This window comes from Methylosarcina fibrata AML-C10 (assembly GCF_000372865.1).
Classification (GTDB): domain Bacteria; phylum Pseudomonadota; class Gammaproteobacteria; order Methylococcales; family Methylomonadaceae; genus Methylosarcina; species Methylosarcina fibrata.
In genome coordinates this window covers 3263348-3282817 of record NZ_KB889965.1, presented here as the reverse complement: position 1 = coordinate 3282817, position 19470 = coordinate 3263348, and the positions used below count along the sequence as shown (strand labels likewise).

Below are 19470 nucleotides of genomic sequence, written 5' to 3'. Positions count from 1 at the left end.
TGCGTCGGTTACAGTTTTAATGTAGGTGCAGTGAATGACTAAGGTTTATAACGTTGCGGTGGTCGGCGCTACCGGAGCGGTAGGCGAAGCAATGCTTTCCATTCTTGAAGAACGCAATTTTCCGGTGGGCGAGGTTTATGCCTTGGCCAGCAGCAAGTCGGTAGGAAAAAGAATACCCTTCAAAGGCCGGTCGTTAGTGGTTGAAGATCTGGCCACCTTTGATTTTTCCAAAGCGCAGATCGGCTTGTTTTCGGCGGGAGGCGCCGTGTCGGCGGAATACGCTCCGAAAGCGGCGGCGGCAGGATGCATCGTCATAGACAACACTTCGCACTTCCGCTACGACGATGATATTCCATTGGTGGTGCCGGAAGTCAATCCCGAAAAAATTGCCGAATATAAAAACCGGGGAATCATTGCCAACCCGAATTGTTCCACCATTCAAATGTTGGTGGCGTTGAAACCGATTTACGATGCCGTCGGTATCGCCCGAATCAATGTCTGCACTTATCAGGCGGTGTCGGGAACCGGCAAGAAAGGCATTGACGAAGTGGCCACGCAAACGGCCAAGCTGCTGAACGGCCAGCCGATCGAATCCCGGGTTTATCCGAAACAGATCGCTTTCAACGTATTGCCGCAAATCGACGTTTTTCTAGACAACGGCTATACCAAGGAAGAAATGAAGATGGTTTGGGAAACCCAGAAAATTCTGGGGGATGCGGCCGTCAAGGTCAATGCTACGGCGGTTCGGGTTCCGGTTTTTTACGGGCATTCGGAAGCCGTCCATATTGAAACGTTGAAGAAAATCGATGCACAAGCAGTCAGGTCATTGCTGGAAAAAGCGCCGGGCGTCAAGGTTCTGGACGAGCGCAAGAACGGAGGCTACCCTACGGCGGTGACCGAGTCCTCGGGACATGACGATGTGTTTGTAGGCCGCATCCGGGAAGACGTTTCCCATCCTCAGGGAATCGACCTCTGGGTGGTCGGAGACAACGTGCGAAAGGGGGCTGCCCTGAACAGCGTGCAAATTGCAGAAGTGCTAGTAAAAAATTACATCTAGTCTAAGCTTATCCATATATTATTTTTTGGCGGTAAGAGCTTGAGGTAACTATCGTGAAAGAGAGCAACGTGCGCAATTTGACCAAGGCATTAGCGGTTTTGTCGTTGTTGGCTCCGGCAGGTGCTCATTCCTTGGGTATCGGCGGGATTAAATTGCATTCGGCCCTTAATCAAAACCTCAATGCCGAAATTTCTCTCGTGCTCTCGCCCGGTGAAAAACTGTCCGATGTTAAGGTTAATCTGGCGCCACCCGATAAATTCGACGAGGCCGGAGTTCCCTGGAGTTATTTCTTGTCGAAAATCAAGTTTGAACCCGTCGTGCGCCCGGACGGCTCCGTCGTTATCAAACTGAGTTCGAGAGAAGCCTTGAAAGAGCCTTTTCTCGGTTTATTGCTGGAAGTGAGCTGGCCCAAAGGCAGCTTGTACAAAGAATTCTCGGTCCTGGTAGATCCGCCTGAAGTGTACGAGCAGGCCACGGTTCCCGTGGTTAATCTGCCCGAGCGGCTGGATACGCCCCCGGTATATCCGTCTCCCGGCGAAACCGCGGTTTCCGACAGTCCGCGGAAAATCCGGCGCAGCGCCGAAGATACGGACAGCTACGGTCCAACAACAAGAAGAGATACTCTCTGGAAAATTGCCGAACAGACAAGCAGACAATACGGCGTTTCCGTCGAACAAATGATGATTGCCCTGTACAAGGAAAATCCCCGGGCTTTTTTTAAGGAAAACATAAATGCCTTGAAGGCGGGGAAGACTTTGAAAATTCCTCCGCAGGAAGCGATTGTGAAATTGTCGCGCAAACAGGCTTTGGCCGAATACGACCGGCAAACCGAAGCGTGGAAAAACCGTTCCGCTCCGGCTCCGGTCGAGACGGCGCAGACAGCCCCTCAGGAAACCGGCGAAAAACAGGATCAAGCGATCGATAACCAGTTGACGCTGGTGGCTCCTGCCGAAGCCACGGTTTCGGAAAATGCCGTCATTACACCCGGTCAGGAGCAGGCAGCCGCCGGGCAAGATAACAGCACTCGGTCGGCAACCAGTACTCAGACTGTAACCAGCGCAGGCGAGAACGGCTCCGAAAACGGCACGGGGACGAGTTCGGAAATCGCCGCATTACAAAGCAAGATGCTGGAAATGCAGCAGCAACTGGCGAAAATGCAGGAAGTGATGGCGTTAAAAGACCAGCAAATCGCGGCGCTGCAGCATTCTGCCGAGCCGAAACCGGCGGTGCAGGCTCCGGTGCAAGCGGCGCCGCAGCCGGCAGAATCCACCTCTTCCGCCGCGCCGCAGCCTGCCGCTCAGACCCCGCCGGCGAATCGGCAACCGGCCGTCGAAACAACTCCGGCGCAAAAGGCACAGGCCAAAATTGAGCGTGCTCCGGTTCAGCAGCCTCCCGCTCGTAATGATGCGGCGGCCTCGGATTCCGGCTCTTTTTATCTGACTGCCGGCGGCATCGGTTTCGCCTTATTGTCGGGCATGGGCTGGTTATGGTGGCGGAAACGCAAGACCGATGCCAAAACCGACACGGAGAGCATGTTTGCGCCTTCGATCATTACCAGAGCAATCGAAACGGAAAGCCCGAATCGTTCCGTTGCCCCGGCAGCCGCTCAGTCAATCGACGACAGCAACATCTATCAAGTGGATTCGGTCGGCGAAAGCTCGTTTTTGAGTGAGTTTACCCCGAGCGATTTTGACGCTTTCGATACCGATCAGGGTGAAATCGATCCGGTTTCCGAAGCCGACGTCTATCTCGCTTACGGACGCTATCAACAAGCCGAAGACTTGATGCGTCAGGCCATCCTGGAGCAGCCTAATCGGGATGAATGCAAGCTGAAATTGCTGGAAATATTTTTTGCAAGTGAAAACGGAAAGGCATTCGAAGCTTATGCGATGGATCTGGCCGCGGCCGGTAAACAGGGCGAAAAAGGATTTTGGGAAAAAGTGGTCGAAATGGGCGGCGAGATTTGCCCGGGTTCCGCATTGTTTGGCGCAAGCGAGAAACGTCTTTCGATCAGAACCGAAAAGGAAGCCGAACAGCCTGCCGTCCAATTGAACAAAAATGTTGAAAGCGATCTTCCGGCATTGAACGTCTCCGATGTCATGGAGCTCGATGGCCCTGTCTTCGATGCGGCGCCTTTGATGGACGGCCCTGTATCCGAATCGGCGAAATTCGAAAGCGGCGTAGCCGATTTTGATTTTTCATTGAGCGATCTGGCGGACAGTTTCGAGGAAGAGGGTACGCAGCGGAATAACGAGGCCATTGATTTTGATCTGGACTCATTGTCGACGTTACGTGCCGATTCCCTGGCCGGCGGCCGTGATGAAAACCCTGCGGAAAGTTTGATTGAAGCCGAAGAAAGCAATAAGGACTTTGATTTTAATTTGCTTGATTTCACTTTGGAGCCTCGCAAATCTCCCAAAGAAAACTCCGAGGTCTTTGCTTCCGATTTAACGGCCGGCAAAGACGGCGATCAAGCCCGGGAAAGCCTCTCTCTTGACGGCGATTTCAATTTCAATTTTGATTTATCGGAAGGGGAAGCGAAACACAGTGAGTTCTTCGGTGTTTCCGATTTGACCGACATGGACGAGTTTGAAACCAAACTGGATCTGGCCAGAGCATACCTGGACATGGGAGATGAAGCATCGGCCAAGGAAATAGTCGAGCAGGTCATCGAAAAGGGCTCCGAGGAACAAAAAAAGATGGCTCTGAAATTTTTTGACGTGTTAAGTTAAATTTAGCGGGCGAGGCGGCGCAGAAAGGAATTTCTTAAGTGTCTATGGGCGCCGCCTTTTTAGTAAACTCTTCTGATCTTCGCAAAAGAGCCGCAGTCCGATCGGCATCGGATTCAGCTCTTTCATCCGACAAGAATGCCTTTCCTTATGAAAGTGCAATTGAATTTCGATATTCTATTCATTTCACGGATATTTTTTCGATAATATCGATTTTTCCATCATTGATTCCCAGTAACAACTTACCCTCCAGAAAACCGGTCAATTCTCGTCCGGCCATCGTATAGCGCCAGCCGTGCAGCAGCGGGCAGGACTCGTCTGCTTCAATCAGCAGGGTCTCAAGATCTTTCCGTGAAGCGAGGATCATCGGATTGAGCGAGTTTTCCTCGGCCCGTAACCGGACGATGGCGGTCAAAATGTCCAGAATGGCTTCTTGCTGTTGCGTCTTTTTGGCGAACCGGTTTTTTTCCTTCAAAGGGATGGGAGGCCGATTTTTGGCCTCCGTTATTAATTGGCACAACATGGTCCCGTATCGGTTCACGATCCGTTCGTTAATGCTGCGCACAAGAGCCAGCTCGCTGACCGTTTCCGGTTGCAGTTTGGCCAGATCGAAAATCGACTCGTCGCGCAATAGCCAGTTTTTGGGGCGGTTTTCGGATTGCGCCGTTTTTTCCCGCCATTCGGCAAGAGATTGGACGATCGAAAGCTGCTTCCCGGTCAGCTTGTTTTTGCCTTTGATCTTGTACCAGGCTTTGTCCGGTTGTATCCGATACAGATCGGGATTGGTCAGATCGATAAAATCCTGCTTAAGCCAGTCCGCACGGCCCAGAGCGCTTAATTTTTGTATGATGATCTGATAAATCCGGCATAAATAGATGACGTCGTCCGCCGCGTACTGAATTTCCGCCTCGCTCAGAGGCCTCTTGCTCCAGTCGGCCCGGGTATGAGCCTTGTTCAGATTGATGTTGAGAAAACTGGAAACCAGCATGGCGTATCCGGGATTATCCTGGAATCCCAGCAAAGGCGCGGCTACTTGCGTATCGAAGACGGGCTCGGGCAGTTGTCCGGTCAACTGATAAAATATTTCCAGATCCTGACGGCTGGAATGAAATACTTTAACGATTTTGGGATTGTAAATGGCTTCGAAAAGAATTTTCAGATCGGGCAGCGCCAAGGGATCCACGCAGGCCACCCAGTCGGGTGTGGCTATTTGCAACAAACAAAATTTCGGATAATAAGTTTTTTCTCTCAAAAACTCGGTATCGAGGGCAATCCACGGCTCTCTATTGATCTGTTCGCACAGAACGGCGAGTTGTTCGATCGTATCGATGTATTGAATGGGGGTCATAGAATTTTCACTGTTCAACTGAGAGACTGGGTCTGCCCGACTTCGGGACTTCCGGAGAAAGATTGGAGAACTTTTATAATTTAGATTGTACGGAAAAGAACGGCATACCAAATTTTATTCATATCCTATGCCGGTCATTATTCGTAAACCTGGGTTGGCTGGCAAACGTCAAATTATTGCTGCATTCCGATTTTTTTATAGGCTTGTCAGGCTCTGGGCCATTTAAGTTTCTACGAACGAAATCGTCGTCCTAGAACTCATGAGACGATTTCGGTTTTTTCGGGCGCGTTTTCCTGGAACGGTTACGGACTCTTTTTTTTGAGTGATGAGCTTTAACCCGTTTGATGTCCAGTTTCTGTTGATTGATTTCCACCGACTTTAAATGCAGAAAAATGTCATGAGGCATCTCGTCGGGGAGTTCAATAAACGTATAAAGATTTTGGATGTCCACATTGCGGATATAGTTTTTATCGACCCCCGATTCTTCCACCAGCACTTTGGTCAGCTCTTCGAGGGATACGCGATGTTTTTGTCCGACGCTAAGCTTGTAGCGGACCATTTTGATTTCCGGATGGACCGGGCTGTCCAAGTATTGCCCCGGTCTTGTCGGCTCCGGGAGAGAGCTCGCAAGCGGAGGCGTGTGCTGTTGATAAAGATAGAGCAGCGCTGCGGAAAAATCCAGAAAGTCGACGCCAAGTTCGGTGACGAGATATTTGGTTAAGGCGCGCTGGTTCTCCAGATTTTCCCCGTCGAGTATCCGCTGCAAACTCGTTTTCAGTGCTTCGTCATTCTTTGACCGAGCCGTTGGCATGGTGCTGATGATGTCCATCTTGTTCCGGGAATAAGAAAGTGTCTAAAGTCGGTTGGTAAAGGTTGTTGTCCGGTCTCGACAGGAAGAAAAATCATTCATGACAGGAGCGGAACTCCAATCGGTTGTGCCGATAAACTCGACCGGGATCCGTTACAGCCTGTCCTGGTAAATTTCCACGTAGGCTTCATCGCGCAATCGGCGCAGCCACAGTTCGGTTTCTTCTTCAATCTTTCTTTTTCTAATGGCGTCTGTGGCCATGTTTTTACGGTATTCTACGCTATTATCCTTATTTTCTCTGCCCAGCACCTGAATTAAATGCCAGCCGAACTGGGTTTGTACCGGATCGCTGATTTCATTGATCGACAATTTCTCCATGGCTTCTTCAAAAGGTTTGACCAAATCGCCGGGGCTGACCCAGTCCAGCGAGCCGCCTTTAAGCGCCGATCCTTTGTCATCCGAATGAGAGCGCGCAAGAGCGCCGAAATCCTCGCCGTTGTCGACCCGTTCTTTCAAGGCGAGCAGCCGGTTTCTGGCTTCATTGTCATCGACGAGTTCGTTGGTCTTGATCAGAATGTGACGAACCTTGGTTTTGGTGACCATCTGGTGATCCATGGCGCCTTTTTTGTCCAGCATCTTGATAATGTGGTAACCGCTCGGGCTCCGGATCGGACCGGCGATGTCGCCCGTCGCCATGGTTTTTACATGATCGACGAACAGGGTCGGCACATCGCCGACCGAACGCCAGCCCAGATCGCCGCCTTTCAGGGCATTGCCGTCATCCGAGCTGCTGATTGCGGTTTGAGTAAAGTCTTCGCCGGCGCGCAGCTTGGTGACTAATGACTCGGCCTTGCTGCTGGCCTGCTGGATTTCTGAGGATGACGCTCCTTCCTTGACAGCGATCAGGATATGTCCTAAATGATACTGTTCCGCTTCCGTTCCGCCCTGATCCTGAGTTTCGAGATAATGTTGAACTTCCTGATCGGTTACTTTGATGCGCCCGCCTATCTCGCGGCCCCGTAATTCATTGATGATGATTTCATTACGTACGTTTTCCAGAAAGCTTTCATACGACATGCCCTGCCTTTCCAGCTCGATCCTGAACTCCCGAGCGTCCATATTGTTTCTGCGGGCAATTTCTCCGACCGACCGGTTCAGCGTATCTTCGCTGACGGTGACGCCGGCTTTTTCGGCCAGTTGCCGTTGCAGTTTATCGACGATCATTTTTTCCAGAACCTGCTTGCGTAACACGAAGCGGGGCGGCAGGGCGGTATTGTTGTTCTGTATTCTTTGCAGAATGACGGACACTTCCTGTTCCAGCTCCCGGTCAAGGATTACGTCGTCTTCGACGACGGCGATTATTTTATCCAGGACTTCGGCCTGAGCTACAGGAGAGCAGGTAAAAAAACAGCTTATGAAGACAATGATGAATAAGTTTTTCATATTGATAAAATCGATCATTTTTCCGGTTTCTGATAACCATAAATGCTTTGTTCGAAGAATTTGTCCAGTTTTTCCCCGATTCCGGTCAATCCTTTCAGTTCAACCTGAAAGAAGATGCCGGTCTGACTGCTTGCGTTGGGAGAATTGGCGGCACTGAAATTGGTGACGTTGACGTTGTTGACGTAACGCCTTCCGATGACCCGGAATCGCCAGCAACAGTTTTCTTTTTCCAGGCCCAGAAAAGTTTCCTGAGTTTGGTTGTACAACCAGGAGTATTGCCATCGGCCTACGGCGAACCAGTTGTTGATGATCGGCCACCGGAACGAGACGTCGCTTTGGATGATGTCGTTGCTTTCGAGAACGCGCTTGTCCGTTAACAAGGTGGTCGGGTTCACGTGGGAAGGATTGACCGTCGGACTGCTCAGGAATCCGAGATTATGCTCGATCGTGTCTTGAATGAGCTGGTTTTGCCGGTACAGGAAACCGATGTTGAAAATTTGCTCGGGTTCGTTAATAAAATGCAGCACAGCCTTGCCTCTGACGATCGAGTTCGTGGACGGATCCCATTGAATACCGGTTTCGGCAGACCAATGGTCCGCGAACTCGCTGCTGATTTCCGCCACCAAAGGCGACAGCGAGTTGGTTTCGGCCGGAGTTTGCAGGTAGCCGTTAGTGCTTTGCAAGTTAAGCCAGCCGGGCAGATAGTTGATAAGCAGCGGAGCCGTCACCTCTCTGTCCTGAAAATAAAATATTTCGCCCAGGCTCAATTTTAGCCGCTCTTTGCCGGTAGCGGAATCGATCAGGCGCGAAGTCAAGGCGGCCGTGACCTGATTGGCGTCCTGTAACCGATCGCTGCCGCTGAAGCGATTTTCTCTGAACATGGTTTGATACCAGAAATCGTACCGGGAAGTATCGAAAAGCGGGATGTCGTTCTGATCTTTTCTGGGGATGTAAAGGTAAAACAGACGCGGTTCCAGAGTATGCTTGATTGATGCCGATTGAAATTCCTTTTCGAAAAACAGCCCGCTGTCCAGGGAGACGATCGGCAAGGTCCTCGTTACCGAGTTCGGGAATGGGCTGACTTGCGTGGGGTCGTTGAGTTGATAGACGCCATTGTTGTCGTTGCTGAGCTGGTAATCGGTGTGTTGGACCGAGATTTTAGGCGTTAAATAAGCCGCTTCCGACTTGATGGGAAAGCTCACCGAAGGTTTGATATTGAAACGTTGGGCATTTACGATCGAGTCGTGCTGGAAATTGACGAAATTGCCGTCCAGCGCCGTATTCAGCGGCATGAATTCGAAGGCGTGATTCAAGTTCAAATCGATTTCGGGCAGCCTCGTATAGGGGCGGCGGTAACCGGTCAAAGATTCGTCGATGGTCTGATAATTGACCATTCGGCCTACCAGAGAAATGTTCTGGTCGTTGTAACCGAGATCGGCCGAGCTTCTGACATAGCTGAAATTGGGAAAACTGAGCGCACTGCCCAACTGAGCGAAAAATTGATTGTCGGATACATAGTTCAAATCCATGTTTGAGCTGATGTTGGGCGTGAAATGGCTGGTATTCTTGAACGAGCCGTAGAATCTCGACGTATTGCGAAGATTGTCGTTAGGCATGTACTCCAGGTTGGCGATGCTGTTCGAATACTTGGTCAAGAGCCGGAAAATCCCACCCAGCATGAGACCCCGGTCGGTATAATATCGAGGATTCAAGGTGGCGTCGTAGTTGGGAGCAATATTCCAATAATAAGGTATCGAAAAATTGAAGCCGCTTTGTTGGGTATTGCCGAAAGAAGGCGCAAGAAAACCGGAAAGCCTTCTCTCGTCCATCGGGAACGACAGATAGGGCGAATAAAATACCGGCAGTCCTTTGAATTCGAGCCAGGCATTTTTGGCGGCGCCTTTGCCGGTTTCGTCGTTCAGTTTCAGGTCGGTGGCATGTACGACCCAGTCCTGGTTGTTGGGAGGACAACTGGTATAAGCCACTTCCTTGTAGCGCGACAGAAATTTATTGTCGCGGTAGACGGTCTTGGCCCGGCCACGGAGCGGCGTGGACGGCGAGATGAACATCACGTTTCTTAATTTGGCCTGATCGGAAGCCAGTTCCAGCGTTGCGGTATTACTGTACAGGGCCAGTTCGTCTTCGCTGTAATAGACGTCTCCTTGCAGGTCCAGCGTTTCCGAAACGGTATCGTAAGTGGCTGCGTTGGAAAGGGAGCGCTGATCGGCCCGGGTGATTTCCACGTTGCCGGTGTACCGGCTGATTTCATTTTCGAAGACTTCGGAATAGTCCGACGTGACTTCCAGCGGTGAAACATCCCGCAAATGCCGTCCGGGCACGTAAGCGGGACGGGCGCTCATTTCTATCGTGCAGTTTGCCCAGGGGTCGTATTTCAACTGCGCCGACAGGTTGTTGAAAATTTGCTCCTGTTTGTAATCGAAGGCCGGATTCAGCAAGCTGAATTTATGTTCGTCCGACTCCACGATCCGTGCCTCGCCTTTGGGATCGGGGCCGACCAGATTGCAATTCCAGTCGGTGTCCTGCCCGCCGGCCTTGCAGGTCCACCCTTGAGGACGGGACGTATCCTTGACCTTGGCTTCCTCGGGCGAACGTTTCCGGGAAACCGGAATGATGGGCTTGCTGCCCGCCGGTTCGGAGACCGTTACCGTCGGCTGAGCGGCTGCAACCCCGGGTTCGGCGGATTGTGCCGTTTCGGGCACGGGAGCGGGCGTTCGAGGTTCGGGTATCGGCAAGGCCGGTTTCTCGACGACGACGGCTTCGGGTCGGCCGGAAGGCGCCTTTTCGGCCGTTTTCTCGGCTTGTTTTTTTTCGCCGACACAGCTCCACTCTTTGCTGGCTTTATCCTGTTGGCAATTCCAGACTGCGTTGTTGGCTATACTTGTCCTCGCAAAAAGAAGGAGAAAAAGCAGAAATAAAGGACGATGCATCGGGAGTGAATGTATGAGTAGCTTAATGTGTCGCAATTGGAATAAAATGCCGGATTCCCATTTTACCTTAATTTACTTCGGCAGAATAACTAAACTGGCCCCGGACATCATGCTGGAAGACATCAGAATATTTACCCTTATGGACTGGCTCGAACACGATCTGCTGCTGGCGGTCGTCCGCTGCGAGCCTGCTTCGAGCGACGCCAGTTTCAGACGTTACTTCAGGATTAGGGTTCCCGAAGGAAGCTTCATCGTTATGGATGCGCCGCCCGAGAAGGAGAACGTGGCCGCCTTTATCAAAGTCGCCCGTCTGTTGAGTGCTTCGGACGTGCATGTTCCGGCTATTCATGCGCAAAACCTCAAGGACGGCTTTCTATTGCTGGAAGATTTCGGCAGTCAGAGCTTTCTGGACCGGCTGACTGCCGATACCGCCGACGACCTCTATCGAAGCGCGTTCGACAGCCTGTTCAGGCTACAGGCTCATACGCCGGTGCCGGACTGCGATTTGCCCGTTTACGACGAGCCGTTTCTAAGGCGGGAGCTGGCCATTTTCGACGAGTGGTTTTTACAGCAATTGCTCGACATAGACCTGCCGGCCCACATTCGCGAATCCGTGCATGAGCTGCTGATCGGATCGGCGCTGGCGCAGCCGCGCGTCTGCGTGCACCGGGATTTTCATTCCCGCAACCTGATGGTTTTGGCAAGCGGCTCGACCGGGGTGCTCGATTTTCAGGATGCGGTCGTCGGGCCCATTACTTACGATCTGGTGTCCCTGCTTCGGGATTGTTATATTGCCTGGCCCGATGCCAGGGTAGAGCAATGGATGACCGCCTATTATCGGCGCCTTTTGGCACATCGCCTGCTCGATTGCAGCCCGGAACAATTCAAGCGCTGGTTCGATTGGATGGGCATGCAGCGTCATTTGAAGGCCATCGGCATTTTTTCCAGACTTAAATTAAGGGACGGCAAGCACGGTTACTTGAACGACATTCCCCGCACCTTGAATTATGTCATCGAACAGACGCGAGTTTATCCGGAGCTGGCCGAGTTTGGCCGGTTTCTGCAAAGCCGCGTTTTGCCTCTTCCGTTTCAGACCGCATGAAAGCAATGATTTTAGCCGCAGGGCGCGGCGAGAGAATGCGCCCCTTGACCGACCATACCCCCAAGCCGCTGCTGCCGGCAGCCGGCAGGCCTTTGATCGAACATACCATCCGGCAATTGGTCGCTTCGGGGTTTAACGACATCGTCATCAATCACGCGCATCTGGGCCAGCAAATCGAAGACGTTTTGGGCGACGGACGCCGCTTCGGCGCCAGGCTCCGGTATTCTCCGGAAGGGGAACAGGCTCTGGAAACCGCCGGAGGCATCATCAACGCCTTGCCGCTCCTGGACAGCGAAGTGTTTTTAGTGGTTAACGGTGATGTTGCGACCGACTTTCCTTATGCCGAACTGGCCCGGGTGAAGGTCGATCTGGCCCATTTGATTCTGGTCGACAATCCCGAGCATCATCCCCGGGGAGACTTTAGCCTGAGCGATGACGGCGAAGTGACCGAAAACGGCAGGGAACGGTTCACCTTCAGCGGGATCGGCCTGTATCGGCCCGAATTGTTCAAGGAAACTCCGCCAGGCATCAGAAAACTGGGCCCGCTATTACGCCAGGCCATGTCCGACCGGAGAGTGACGGGTGAAAAATATTCCGGCTTCTGGATGGATGTCGGTACGCCGGAACGCCTACAGCAGTTGAGCCTTTACTATCAACAACAGGAGAGCAACGATGTCTGAGCATGTTTACAAAAAAATCGAACTCACCGGTTCTTCGACCGTGGGGTTGCAGCAAGCCATCGAGAACGCCATCGAAAGGGCTGCCAAAACCGTCAAGAACATGCGCTGGTTCGAAGTGGTCGAAACGCGCGGGCACATCGAAAACGGCAAAATAGCGCACTGGCAAGTCACGATCAAAGTCGGCTTTTCCCTGATCGAGTAATACTCCGGTCAGGCTTAACGGGTAAAAGAAATGAATTTCCGATACGGCGAATCCCCTTTCCAGGTCAACGATTCGGTATAGTAATGCATTAAGCCCAGATAGCCCAACAGGCCCAGCGTAACGGCTTTCGGTATTGCCATGCCGAATAAATGCTGTGCCGTCCAATTCACCACCGCATCCCCGTATCCCTGTAGGATGAAGGCGAGGCTGAAGGAAATCAGCGGCAGCACGATGAAGTAGTGGATTCTATAGCGCCGGGCCAGACGATAGATCCAGTTTTGCGGTTGCTGGCGGTGCTTGTTGTAATCGTGGGTGATGTAGAAGATATAGGCGGTGGCGTCGTGGACCAGTCTCGGCACCAGGATGGCGAAAAAATAATACTGCTGAACATAGAGATAAAAGCTGCTTAAAACCAGAAGAGTGTTGCTCCACAAAAACCATTTGCCGTTTCGGGTAGTCACGTGGCGCTGGGTTAATCCGGTCGCCAGTACCAACGTCCCGCTGAGAATGGCCGCCATCTGTTGGATTTCGACTGCTTGATGGGCGTCCAGGCCGTTTTTTAGAAAAATGCCGAGATAAATGAGAATTCCCGCCGCGATACTCAACCACAACAATAGATGGAATGCCCAGGAAGGCAGCCGGCACGCTCCACGGGCCACTCCATGCTGCTGCTTCAGGACATGAAAAACCGTCCAGCAGGCCACCAGGACATACAGAACCCGGTAGGGGATGAACAGGCTGCCCAGGCCGAAGAAAACAACAATGGCGGCGCTCATCCAGAGCAGCCGGCGTTTGTAGAATCGGACATAATCCTTGTTGCTGGTCAGCACGATGGCACTGGCGATGATGTGAGGCGTGCCGAACAGTATCTGAAAGAGGAGAAAATGCGTCGGGCTGCTCGGCAGGTTTTCCTTGAGATAACCCTGCCAGAATCCGGTATCGAGCCATTGCAATATTAGGCAGATCGGAATGATCGAGTATAAACTCAACAACAGCCGGAAAGAGACGGCGAGCTTGGTTTGATCGGGAAATGGCCGGGTTGAAATTAACTGAGCTGACATAATCGCATATCCTCTCGTCGGTAAATTAACTGGTCAAATAGATCCGCCTTGGTTTTGTTTCAATAATACTGCCGTGAAGAAGCCTTCATAGAAGGATGCGCCGGACAACGTGAAGCGCATCGTTAGGGATGATGTGGCACATCCTGTGTATTTTCATATTCGGCGTGACAAGCCTTTTCATGATAGCCAAGAGATATACCACGGCCGGTTAAATCAGGTGTCCCCACAAGTCGTGCTCGTCGGCTTCTTCCAGCTCGACCTCGACCAGGTCGCCCACGCGCAAATGGGTCGCGCCGTCGATAAACACCTGGCCGTCGATTTCCGGCGCATCGGCCTTGCTTCGCGCCACCGCGCCTTCCGGAGCCACTTCATCCACCAGAACGGTCTCTATTTTACCCAAACGCCGTTGCAACCGTCTCGCGCTGATTTCGGCCTGATGCGCCATAAAACGTTCCAGGCGTTCCTGTTTGATCTCTTCGGGCACCGGATCCGGCAGTACATTGGCTGCCGCGCCTTTTACCGGCGAATAGGCAAAGCAACCGACGCGGTCCAACTGGGCTTCGGTCAGGAATTGCAGCAGTTCTTCGAAGTCCCGTTCGGTTTCGCCGGGAAAGCCGACGATAAAGGTGCTGCGCAACGTGATTTCGGGGCAGATGTTTCGCCAGGACTGGATCCGGTCGAGATTATTCTGCGCGGCCGCCGGCCGTTTCATAAGCTTGAGAATACGATGGGACGCGTGCTGGAAAGGAATGTCCAGATAAGGCAGAATCTTTCCCTCCGCCATCAACGGAATCACGTCGTCTACGTGCGGATAAGGATAGACATAATGCATCCGGATCCAGATGCCGAGTTCGCCCAGCGCTTCGGCCAGGTCATGGAACCGGGTGTCGAGGGACTGACCGCGCCAGTCGAAAGCCTGATATTTTAAATCCAGGCCATAGGCGCTGGTGTCCTGGGAAATGACCAGCAATTCCTTGACGCCGGCATTGGCCAGACGTTCGGCTTCCCTCATCACCTCATGGATGGGCCGGCTGACCAGATCGCCGCGCATCGAGGGAATGATGCAAAAAGTACAGCGGTGATTGCAGCCTTCCGAGATCTTCAAATAAGCGTAATGGCGCGGCGTCAGTTTGATGCCCTGGGGCGGCACCAGGCTGATGAAAGGATCGTGGGGCGGCGGCAAATGCTCGTGCACGGAAGCAATCACTTCCTCCAGAGCATGGGCGCCGGTCACTTTCAGGACTTCCGGATGGCGAGCGCGGATTTCCTGTTCTCTGGCGCCGAGGCAGCCGGTGACGATGACTCTGCCGTTCTCGGCCAGGGCTTCGCCGATGCTGTCGAGCGATTCTTCCACGGCGGCATCGATAAAACCGCAGGTGTTGACGACCACCAGATCCGCATCCTTATAAGTCGGGGAAATGGCGTAACCTTCGGAACGCAGTTTGGTCAGAATTCGCTCGCTGTCCACCAGGGCTTTAGGGCAGCCCAGGCTGATAAATCCAATTTGGGGGGTAGTCATTCATTTCTCGGGTAACGTAAAACCGAAATAGTTTAGCCGAGAGGCAGACAAAATAAAAATACAAAATAACGACTTAGAGAAACGTCCGGACGGCGGGAAGGAAAAAGGCGCGTTCCGCCAAAAGATTCGCCCGCCTCGGAAAAAATAATCCCTGAGTTTTTTCACGTCTCCTCAACCAGGAACCAAACAATGGTTGGGCAGTCTCAATTTTGGTATTGCCGGAAATACGATAATGCTAAACTGTATAGTTCTAATATTGCAGAATAGAAAGCGCTCTTGTCCCAAGGGCGGTCTGCCGTCGAGCCGACTGAAAGGCATCTTGAACGATTAGGAGGAAACGATGATGAAAAAAATAGCAATGATCAGTGCCGTTTTGCTGATGTTTTTAAGTTCGGCCGTGTTCGCCGAAGAACATGCCGATATGGCGTTGAAACACACCAAGATGGCGATTGAACACGGAAAAAAAGGCCATGCTCCGATGTTGGTGGAACATGCCAATGAAGCCCTGACTCATGCGAAAAAAGCCGCCGAAGTAGCCAAGGACGACTCGAAAACCCACATGGATGCCGCCGTCCGTTCTCTGGAATCTTCCATCGAGCACGGAAAAACGGCCGGCAAGGAGCATCTCGATGCGGCGGTGCAATCGGCCGAGGAAGCGGCCGGGCACATTGAAGCCGGGAACAAGTAACCGACAGGACGCACGGACGGCCTGTCGCGTCCGTTTATTTCCATCTTTCATCCCTGATCCTGACTCCTGCCATTCATTTTCTCCTCAATTTTTTGTTTCATCTTGAGATAATGAATGGTCTGGAGTTCTTCCCGGCAAGTCACGCCGAAAGCGGAAACCGGCAGATCGATGTCGGTGAGATGGACGGGATGATTCGGGTGCTCCTGCCGATAACGGATAATATGTTGATAAACGGCCTGAAAGATTCGGGCGCCGTGATCCTGGGAGGAAAATACCCGGTCTCCGCAACGGATGACGTATCCCGGATGGTTTTCGTGAATCAGGCCGGCAATGCTCAGATTGAGCGAATCAGGATCGGTGTCGGATTTGACCGTGACCGGATGGCAGGAAAAAAGTCCCGAAGAATTTTTCCGGACTTCATAATAGTCGATGTCGGCGGCGGCGTCTTGAAAAATACGGCCGAGCGTCGACGATAAAAATGCCGAATAGTGACGGATCAGGTGATCGGAATCCGCTTCGGCGTGTTGCCGGCAAAACAGGGCGCCTCTTTCATCGAGAATATAAACGGTAACGGCATTTCGGGCTTCAAAATAAAAAAACTGGAGGCTTCGAGGCCGGTTCAAGCGGTAGATCAAAGCAAGCGGCGTCTCGCCGAGAACTTCTTCATCGAAATGCAAGGGGCTGAAATGCCGCTGAGGATGCGATAATTCGGCAAAAACCTGTTCGTTTGATTGCAGGGCGCAAAAGCTCAGGCGCTGGTCGACCAGTTGAAAAAGATAATGGCCTTTGCCGCCGGCCAGCAGGTAGCGAGGAGCGTCCGTAGCCTGTTTTCGGGAGAACAGGCTGACCAGCGTGGCGAAGACGGCAGCCACTCTCCGGATGATGCTTTTGGCCCGCATCGGAGTATGGCAGAGAATGGTCAAATCGCTCGGCAATAAACGCCGGTCGTGTCCGTTGATGATGCCGGTCAGGCAGTCGAACAGCCCTTCGAGGCCTTCGTGATGGCTGCTGGTGATTTCGTTCCAACTGCTGATGGAAATTCGATCGACGGCCTGGATGAAGCATTTCCGTTCCGAGCCGTAGCTGAAGACGTCGGACCGTTCGCTGATCAAACACAATCCCTTCCCGGCGTCCTCGGGGATGGCCTGGCCCATATTGATGATCAGCAGGGACTTTTTGAGGGTATTGGCGGCATAGTAATGAGTCAGGGAAGTATTTTCGTCGAAATTGTTTTTAATAAAACCATACATTTGTTCCAGAATACTTTGTAATTCCTCCCTGGAGAGATGAAGTCTCCTCGAGCCTAAATGAATCTGCTGCTCGGGCAGATAGAACCGGTTGATCATCAGCCATCCCAGAATTTCGATCAACGTCCCGCGTTTGAGCACCGGCTCTCCGCTGACTCCGCCGCTGCCGGAGACGTCTTCGAGATACAGACACCAGACGGGCGGGGCGGCCGCATACCGGTTTTCCGCGATAAAGATTTCCCGCTCTCTGTTGTGAACCGCGGCGCGAGTGGTCATGATCTCGATTTTGCCGGGTTTCTTGTCCAGAAACGAATAGAGCTTGCGGCCTATCAGTTTCAGATCCTGGCTTTGGCGGTAGTTCCGGTGGATATGATCGCCGGCAAAGCCGCGGATCATGCGAAAACAGTGGGTCAATTGCCGCAAAATGACGTCATGCTCGGCGATTGCCCGCTTGATGTCCCAGTATCGATGCTGCTTGAGCTCGGCCAGGGTATTGATCGGCCAGCGGCAACGCTCGGCAATATCGCGCAGATATTTTTCCCTGTAGGCGAGGGCCTGCGGCGTGATGGCTTCATCGGAGGACTCGGTGATTTTACGGTAAAAGTTCTGGCGGGCCAGAGCTAGCCGATTCACGCTGTGCGCCTCCTGAAGATACTTTTCGACTTTCAGATAAATGAGTACATAAGGGTCGAGATCGGCCGAAGAGAAGTTGCCCCGATAAACGGCTTCTTTAATCTGTCGGCAGATCCATTTCGGCTCCGGATATTCGCTGGCATAGCATTCCATCAGCAGGAGCTTCAGAAGAGACTTGTGCGGCGAGTGCAGCGATTTATAAATATGCCAGATCGTGGCGCTGATGAATTCTTCGGCGGGCACCGTCTCCAGTCCGCCGAAATCGATGAAATCGTTTTCGTTGATAAAACGCTGCGTGACCAGGTGCTGTAGATAGTCGCTGTAACGGTGCTCCTGGTGCGGGGGAACCAGCCACCAGGCCAGAGCTTTGCCGGCGATGTAGATCGAGGTTCGATAAAATTCTTCCAGCAGCAGGTAATGCTGCGTTTCTCCGCTGCTTTCCGAAGAAATCGGCGCATCCAGACCCAGCCGAAACTGTTTGCTGTTCATCAAAAAGAAATGGACTTCGAGGCCCAACGTGGCCGCCCAATCTTCCACGGCATGGGCTTTGGCCGACAGTTCCTTTATTTCGCCGGGCAGCAAATCGGGGTGGTGACACAGCCAGATGTCCATGTCGCTGGTTTTCGAATAAGCGATGCTGCCGACGCTGCCCATGAGATACAATCCGTCGATCGCTTCTTTGCCGGCAGCGCGGCCGCCGTCGAAGGCGAAGTTTTTAATGAATTTTCCGGCGGCTTTCAGCGTGCGGGGGCCAGGCCTGTATTGATACAGGCCGGAAGGCGTGCCGAAGGAAATATAGCCCGGCAGCAAGGGGGAGTTGACGTGAAAAATAAGCGGCAGCAGATCCAGAAATATCTGCTGACGGGGTTGAAGAAAGTCGTAAATGTAATGGATTCGAACCTGATGCAGTTTTTTGAACCGCAATTTGACGGTTCGCAGATCCTTGATGCTGATCTCTTCTCCTGGCGCACCTAAATGGATGGGGGGATATGATTTGGTCACGGTACTTCTTTGCTCGACTCCAGAATTAAGTATAGAGCACGGCGTCCATTGTTAAAGACCCGGAACGGGCCGCCCCCTGCCGGGGGCTTTTCTTAACAAAATGGCTGGAGCGATACCGCGCTCGCCACGGTCTGTTCCTTAACAGAGTAATGAACCCTATAATGGCGGTCTTTTCCGAAAGAAGCGTTGTCTTCGGCAGAGCCGGAAAAGGCTGCCGAAAGGCGAAGCGTAAAACGCTTCTATGAACCCGCCCCGAATCATTCCGAGGTTTGAAGATGTCCGATAATTTTCCCTGTACGTTACTGACCTGGGAGCAGATGTACGAGCTGTGCCGACGCCTGGCGCGGCAGTTGCGAACGGCCGGCGCCCCGATCGATGTCATCGTGGCGATAGCGCGGGGCGGATACATACCGGGACGGATATTGTCGGACATGCTGGGCGTCGACGACCTTGCCGGCTTCAAGATAGAGCATTATCGGGCCACGCAAAAACGGCAGCAGGCCTTAGTCAAGTACCCGCTGAAGGCCGACATCGACGGACGGGCCGTTTTACTCCTGGACGACGTGTGCGACAGTGGAGATACGTTTGCGGTCGGCGTCGAGCACGTTCGGCAATGCGGGGCGCCGAAGCGGCTGATGACCGCGGCGCTGCATCTTAAAACCGTGTCCCGGTTTGTCCCCGATTTTTATGTCGAGACGGTTTCCGAATGGCGCTGGATCATTTATCCCTGGGCGGTCAATGAAGATTTGTCGAGTCTGATCGCCCGGTTGCCGGAAGGCGGCCGGGATGCCGTCTGGCTGCGGCAGGAAATCGAAAAGCGGCACGGTATCGAGGTCACTCCTCGCCAGATAGAGGATGCCTTGCTATTGCTTCAAGGCGCGGAGGCGGAATTCGGCCATCCGCACCGGCAGGGAGAGAACCGTGAACGGCCGGGCTAGCGGGAGGGTTCGCTTCCGTGCCGGAGAGCATTTTCCCGGCAGGGCCAAAACCTGCCTTTAACGAA

14 protein-coding genes are annotated in these 19470 nt (G+C 52.8%); 7 read left to right on the top strand and 7 right to left on the bottom strand.

The annotated features are described in order from the left end of the window. The first annotated feature begins 34 nt into the window (after positions 1-34). Together A3OW_RS0115365 and A3OW_RS0115360 are read left to right on the top strand one after the other, a co-directional pair. Positions 35-1057 carry an aspartate-semialdehyde dehydrogenase gene (locus A3OW_RS0115365; RefSeq protein ID WP_020564337.1) on the top strand — a complete coding sequence of 341 codons (1023 nt, stop codon included), beginning with the start codon at positions 35-37 and terminating at the stop codon, positions 1055-1057. Positions 1058-1110: 53 nt separating this feature from the next. Next, complete coding sequence (locus A3OW_RS0115360; protein WP_020564336.1) at positions 1111-3789, top strand: FimV/HubP family polar landmark protein; 2679 nt, start codon at positions 1111-1113, stop codon at positions 3787-3789. Between the two features lie 178 nt (positions 3790-3967). Here the strand turns inward: A3OW_RS0115360 and rnd are convergent, their stop codons facing one another. The 4 genes from rnd to lptD all read right to left on the bottom strand — a co-directional run bounded on the left by rnd (position 3968) and on the right by lptD (position 10333). Next, positions 3968-5134, bottom strand: a complete 1167-nt coding sequence (gene rnd / locus A3OW_RS0115355; RefSeq protein ID WP_020564335.1) for a ribonuclease D — start codon at positions 5132-5134, stop codon at positions 3968-3970. Between the two features lie 250 nt (positions 5135-5384). After that, positions 5385-5963: a DbpA RNA binding domain-containing protein gene (locus A3OW_RS0115350; protein WP_020564334.1), complete on the bottom strand. Its 579-nt coding sequence runs from the start codon at positions 5961-5963 to the stop codon at positions 5385-5387. A gap of 132 nt (positions 5964-6095) precedes the next feature. Then, positions 6096-7403, bottom strand: coding sequence for a peptidylprolyl isomerase (locus tag A3OW_RS0115345; protein ID WP_020564333.1), 1308 nt, complete (start codon positions 7401-7403; stop codon positions 6096-6098). Next, on the bottom strand, positions 7400-10333 hold the full coding sequence (gene lptD, locus A3OW_RS0115340; protein ID WP_020564332.1) for an LPS-assembly protein LptD: 2934 nt from the start codon (positions 10331-10333) through the stop codon (positions 7400-7402). The genes A3OW_RS0115345 and lptD overlap by 4 nt, the downstream gene beginning before the upstream one ends. Before the next feature lie 46 nt (positions 10334-10379). Here lptD and A3OW_RS0115335 point away from each other — a divergent pair, with 46 nt between their 5' ends. From A3OW_RS0115335 to A3OW_RS0115325, 3 genes are read left to right on the top strand one after another with little or no spacing between them, the layout of a single operon-like run. Next, positions 10380-11435, top strand: a complete 1056-nt coding sequence (locus A3OW_RS0115335; RefSeq protein ID WP_020564331.1) for an aminoglycoside phosphotransferase family protein — start codon at positions 10380-10382, stop codon at positions 11433-11435. Then, the gene (gene murU, locus A3OW_RS0115330) at positions 11432-12115 is read left to right on the top strand and encodes an N-acetylmuramate alpha-1-phosphate uridylyltransferase MurU (protein WP_026223638.1); all 684 of its coding nucleotides are present in this window, start codon (positions 11432-11434) and stop codon (positions 12113-12115) included. The genes A3OW_RS0115335 and murU overlap by 4 nt, the downstream gene beginning before the upstream one ends. After that, on the top strand, positions 12108-12317 hold the full coding sequence (locus A3OW_RS0115325; protein ID WP_020564329.1) for a dodecin: 210 nt from the start codon (positions 12108-12110) through the stop codon (positions 12315-12317). The genes murU and A3OW_RS0115325 overlap by 8 nt, the downstream gene beginning before the upstream one ends. Before the next feature lie 14 nt (positions 12318-12331). On the opposite strand, the gene A3OW_RS0115320 is transcribed toward A3OW_RS0115325, so the two are convergent. Next, a complete protein-coding gene (locus tag A3OW_RS0115320) occupies positions 12332-13378 on the bottom strand; it encodes a hypothetical protein (RefSeq protein WP_020564328.1) in 1047 nt (348 codons plus the stop codon). A gap of 208 nt (positions 13379-13586) precedes the next feature. Next, positions 13587-14897, bottom strand: a complete 1311-nt coding sequence (gene rimO / locus A3OW_RS0115315) for a 30S ribosomal protein S12 methylthiotransferase RimO (protein ID WP_020564327.1) — start codon at positions 14895-14897, stop codon at positions 13587-13589. 340 nt (positions 14898-15237) lie between these two features. Here rimO and smbP point away from each other — a divergent pair, with 340 nt between their 5' ends. Then, the gene (smbP, locus tag A3OW_RS0115310) at positions 15238-15585 is read left to right on the top strand and encodes a small metal-binding protein SmbP (RefSeq protein ID WP_332309812.1); all 348 of its coding nucleotides are present in this window, start codon (positions 15238-15240) and stop codon (positions 15583-15585) included. Between the two features lie 47 nt (positions 15586-15632). Here smbP and A3OW_RS0115305 read toward each other — a convergent pair whose 3' ends face one another. After that, entirely contained in the window at positions 15633-18467 is a 2835-nt protein-coding gene (locus A3OW_RS0115305) for a class I adenylate cyclase (protein WP_020564325.1), read from the bottom strand. 275 nt (positions 18468-18742) lie between these two features. Between A3OW_RS0115305 and A3OW_RS0115300 the strand changes: the two genes are divergently transcribed. After that, positions 18743-19405: a phosphoribosyltransferase gene (locus A3OW_RS0115300; protein WP_020564324.1), complete on the top strand. Its 663-nt coding sequence runs from the start codon at positions 18743-18745 to the stop codon at positions 19403-19405. Positions 19406-19470: the final 65 nt, after the last annotated feature.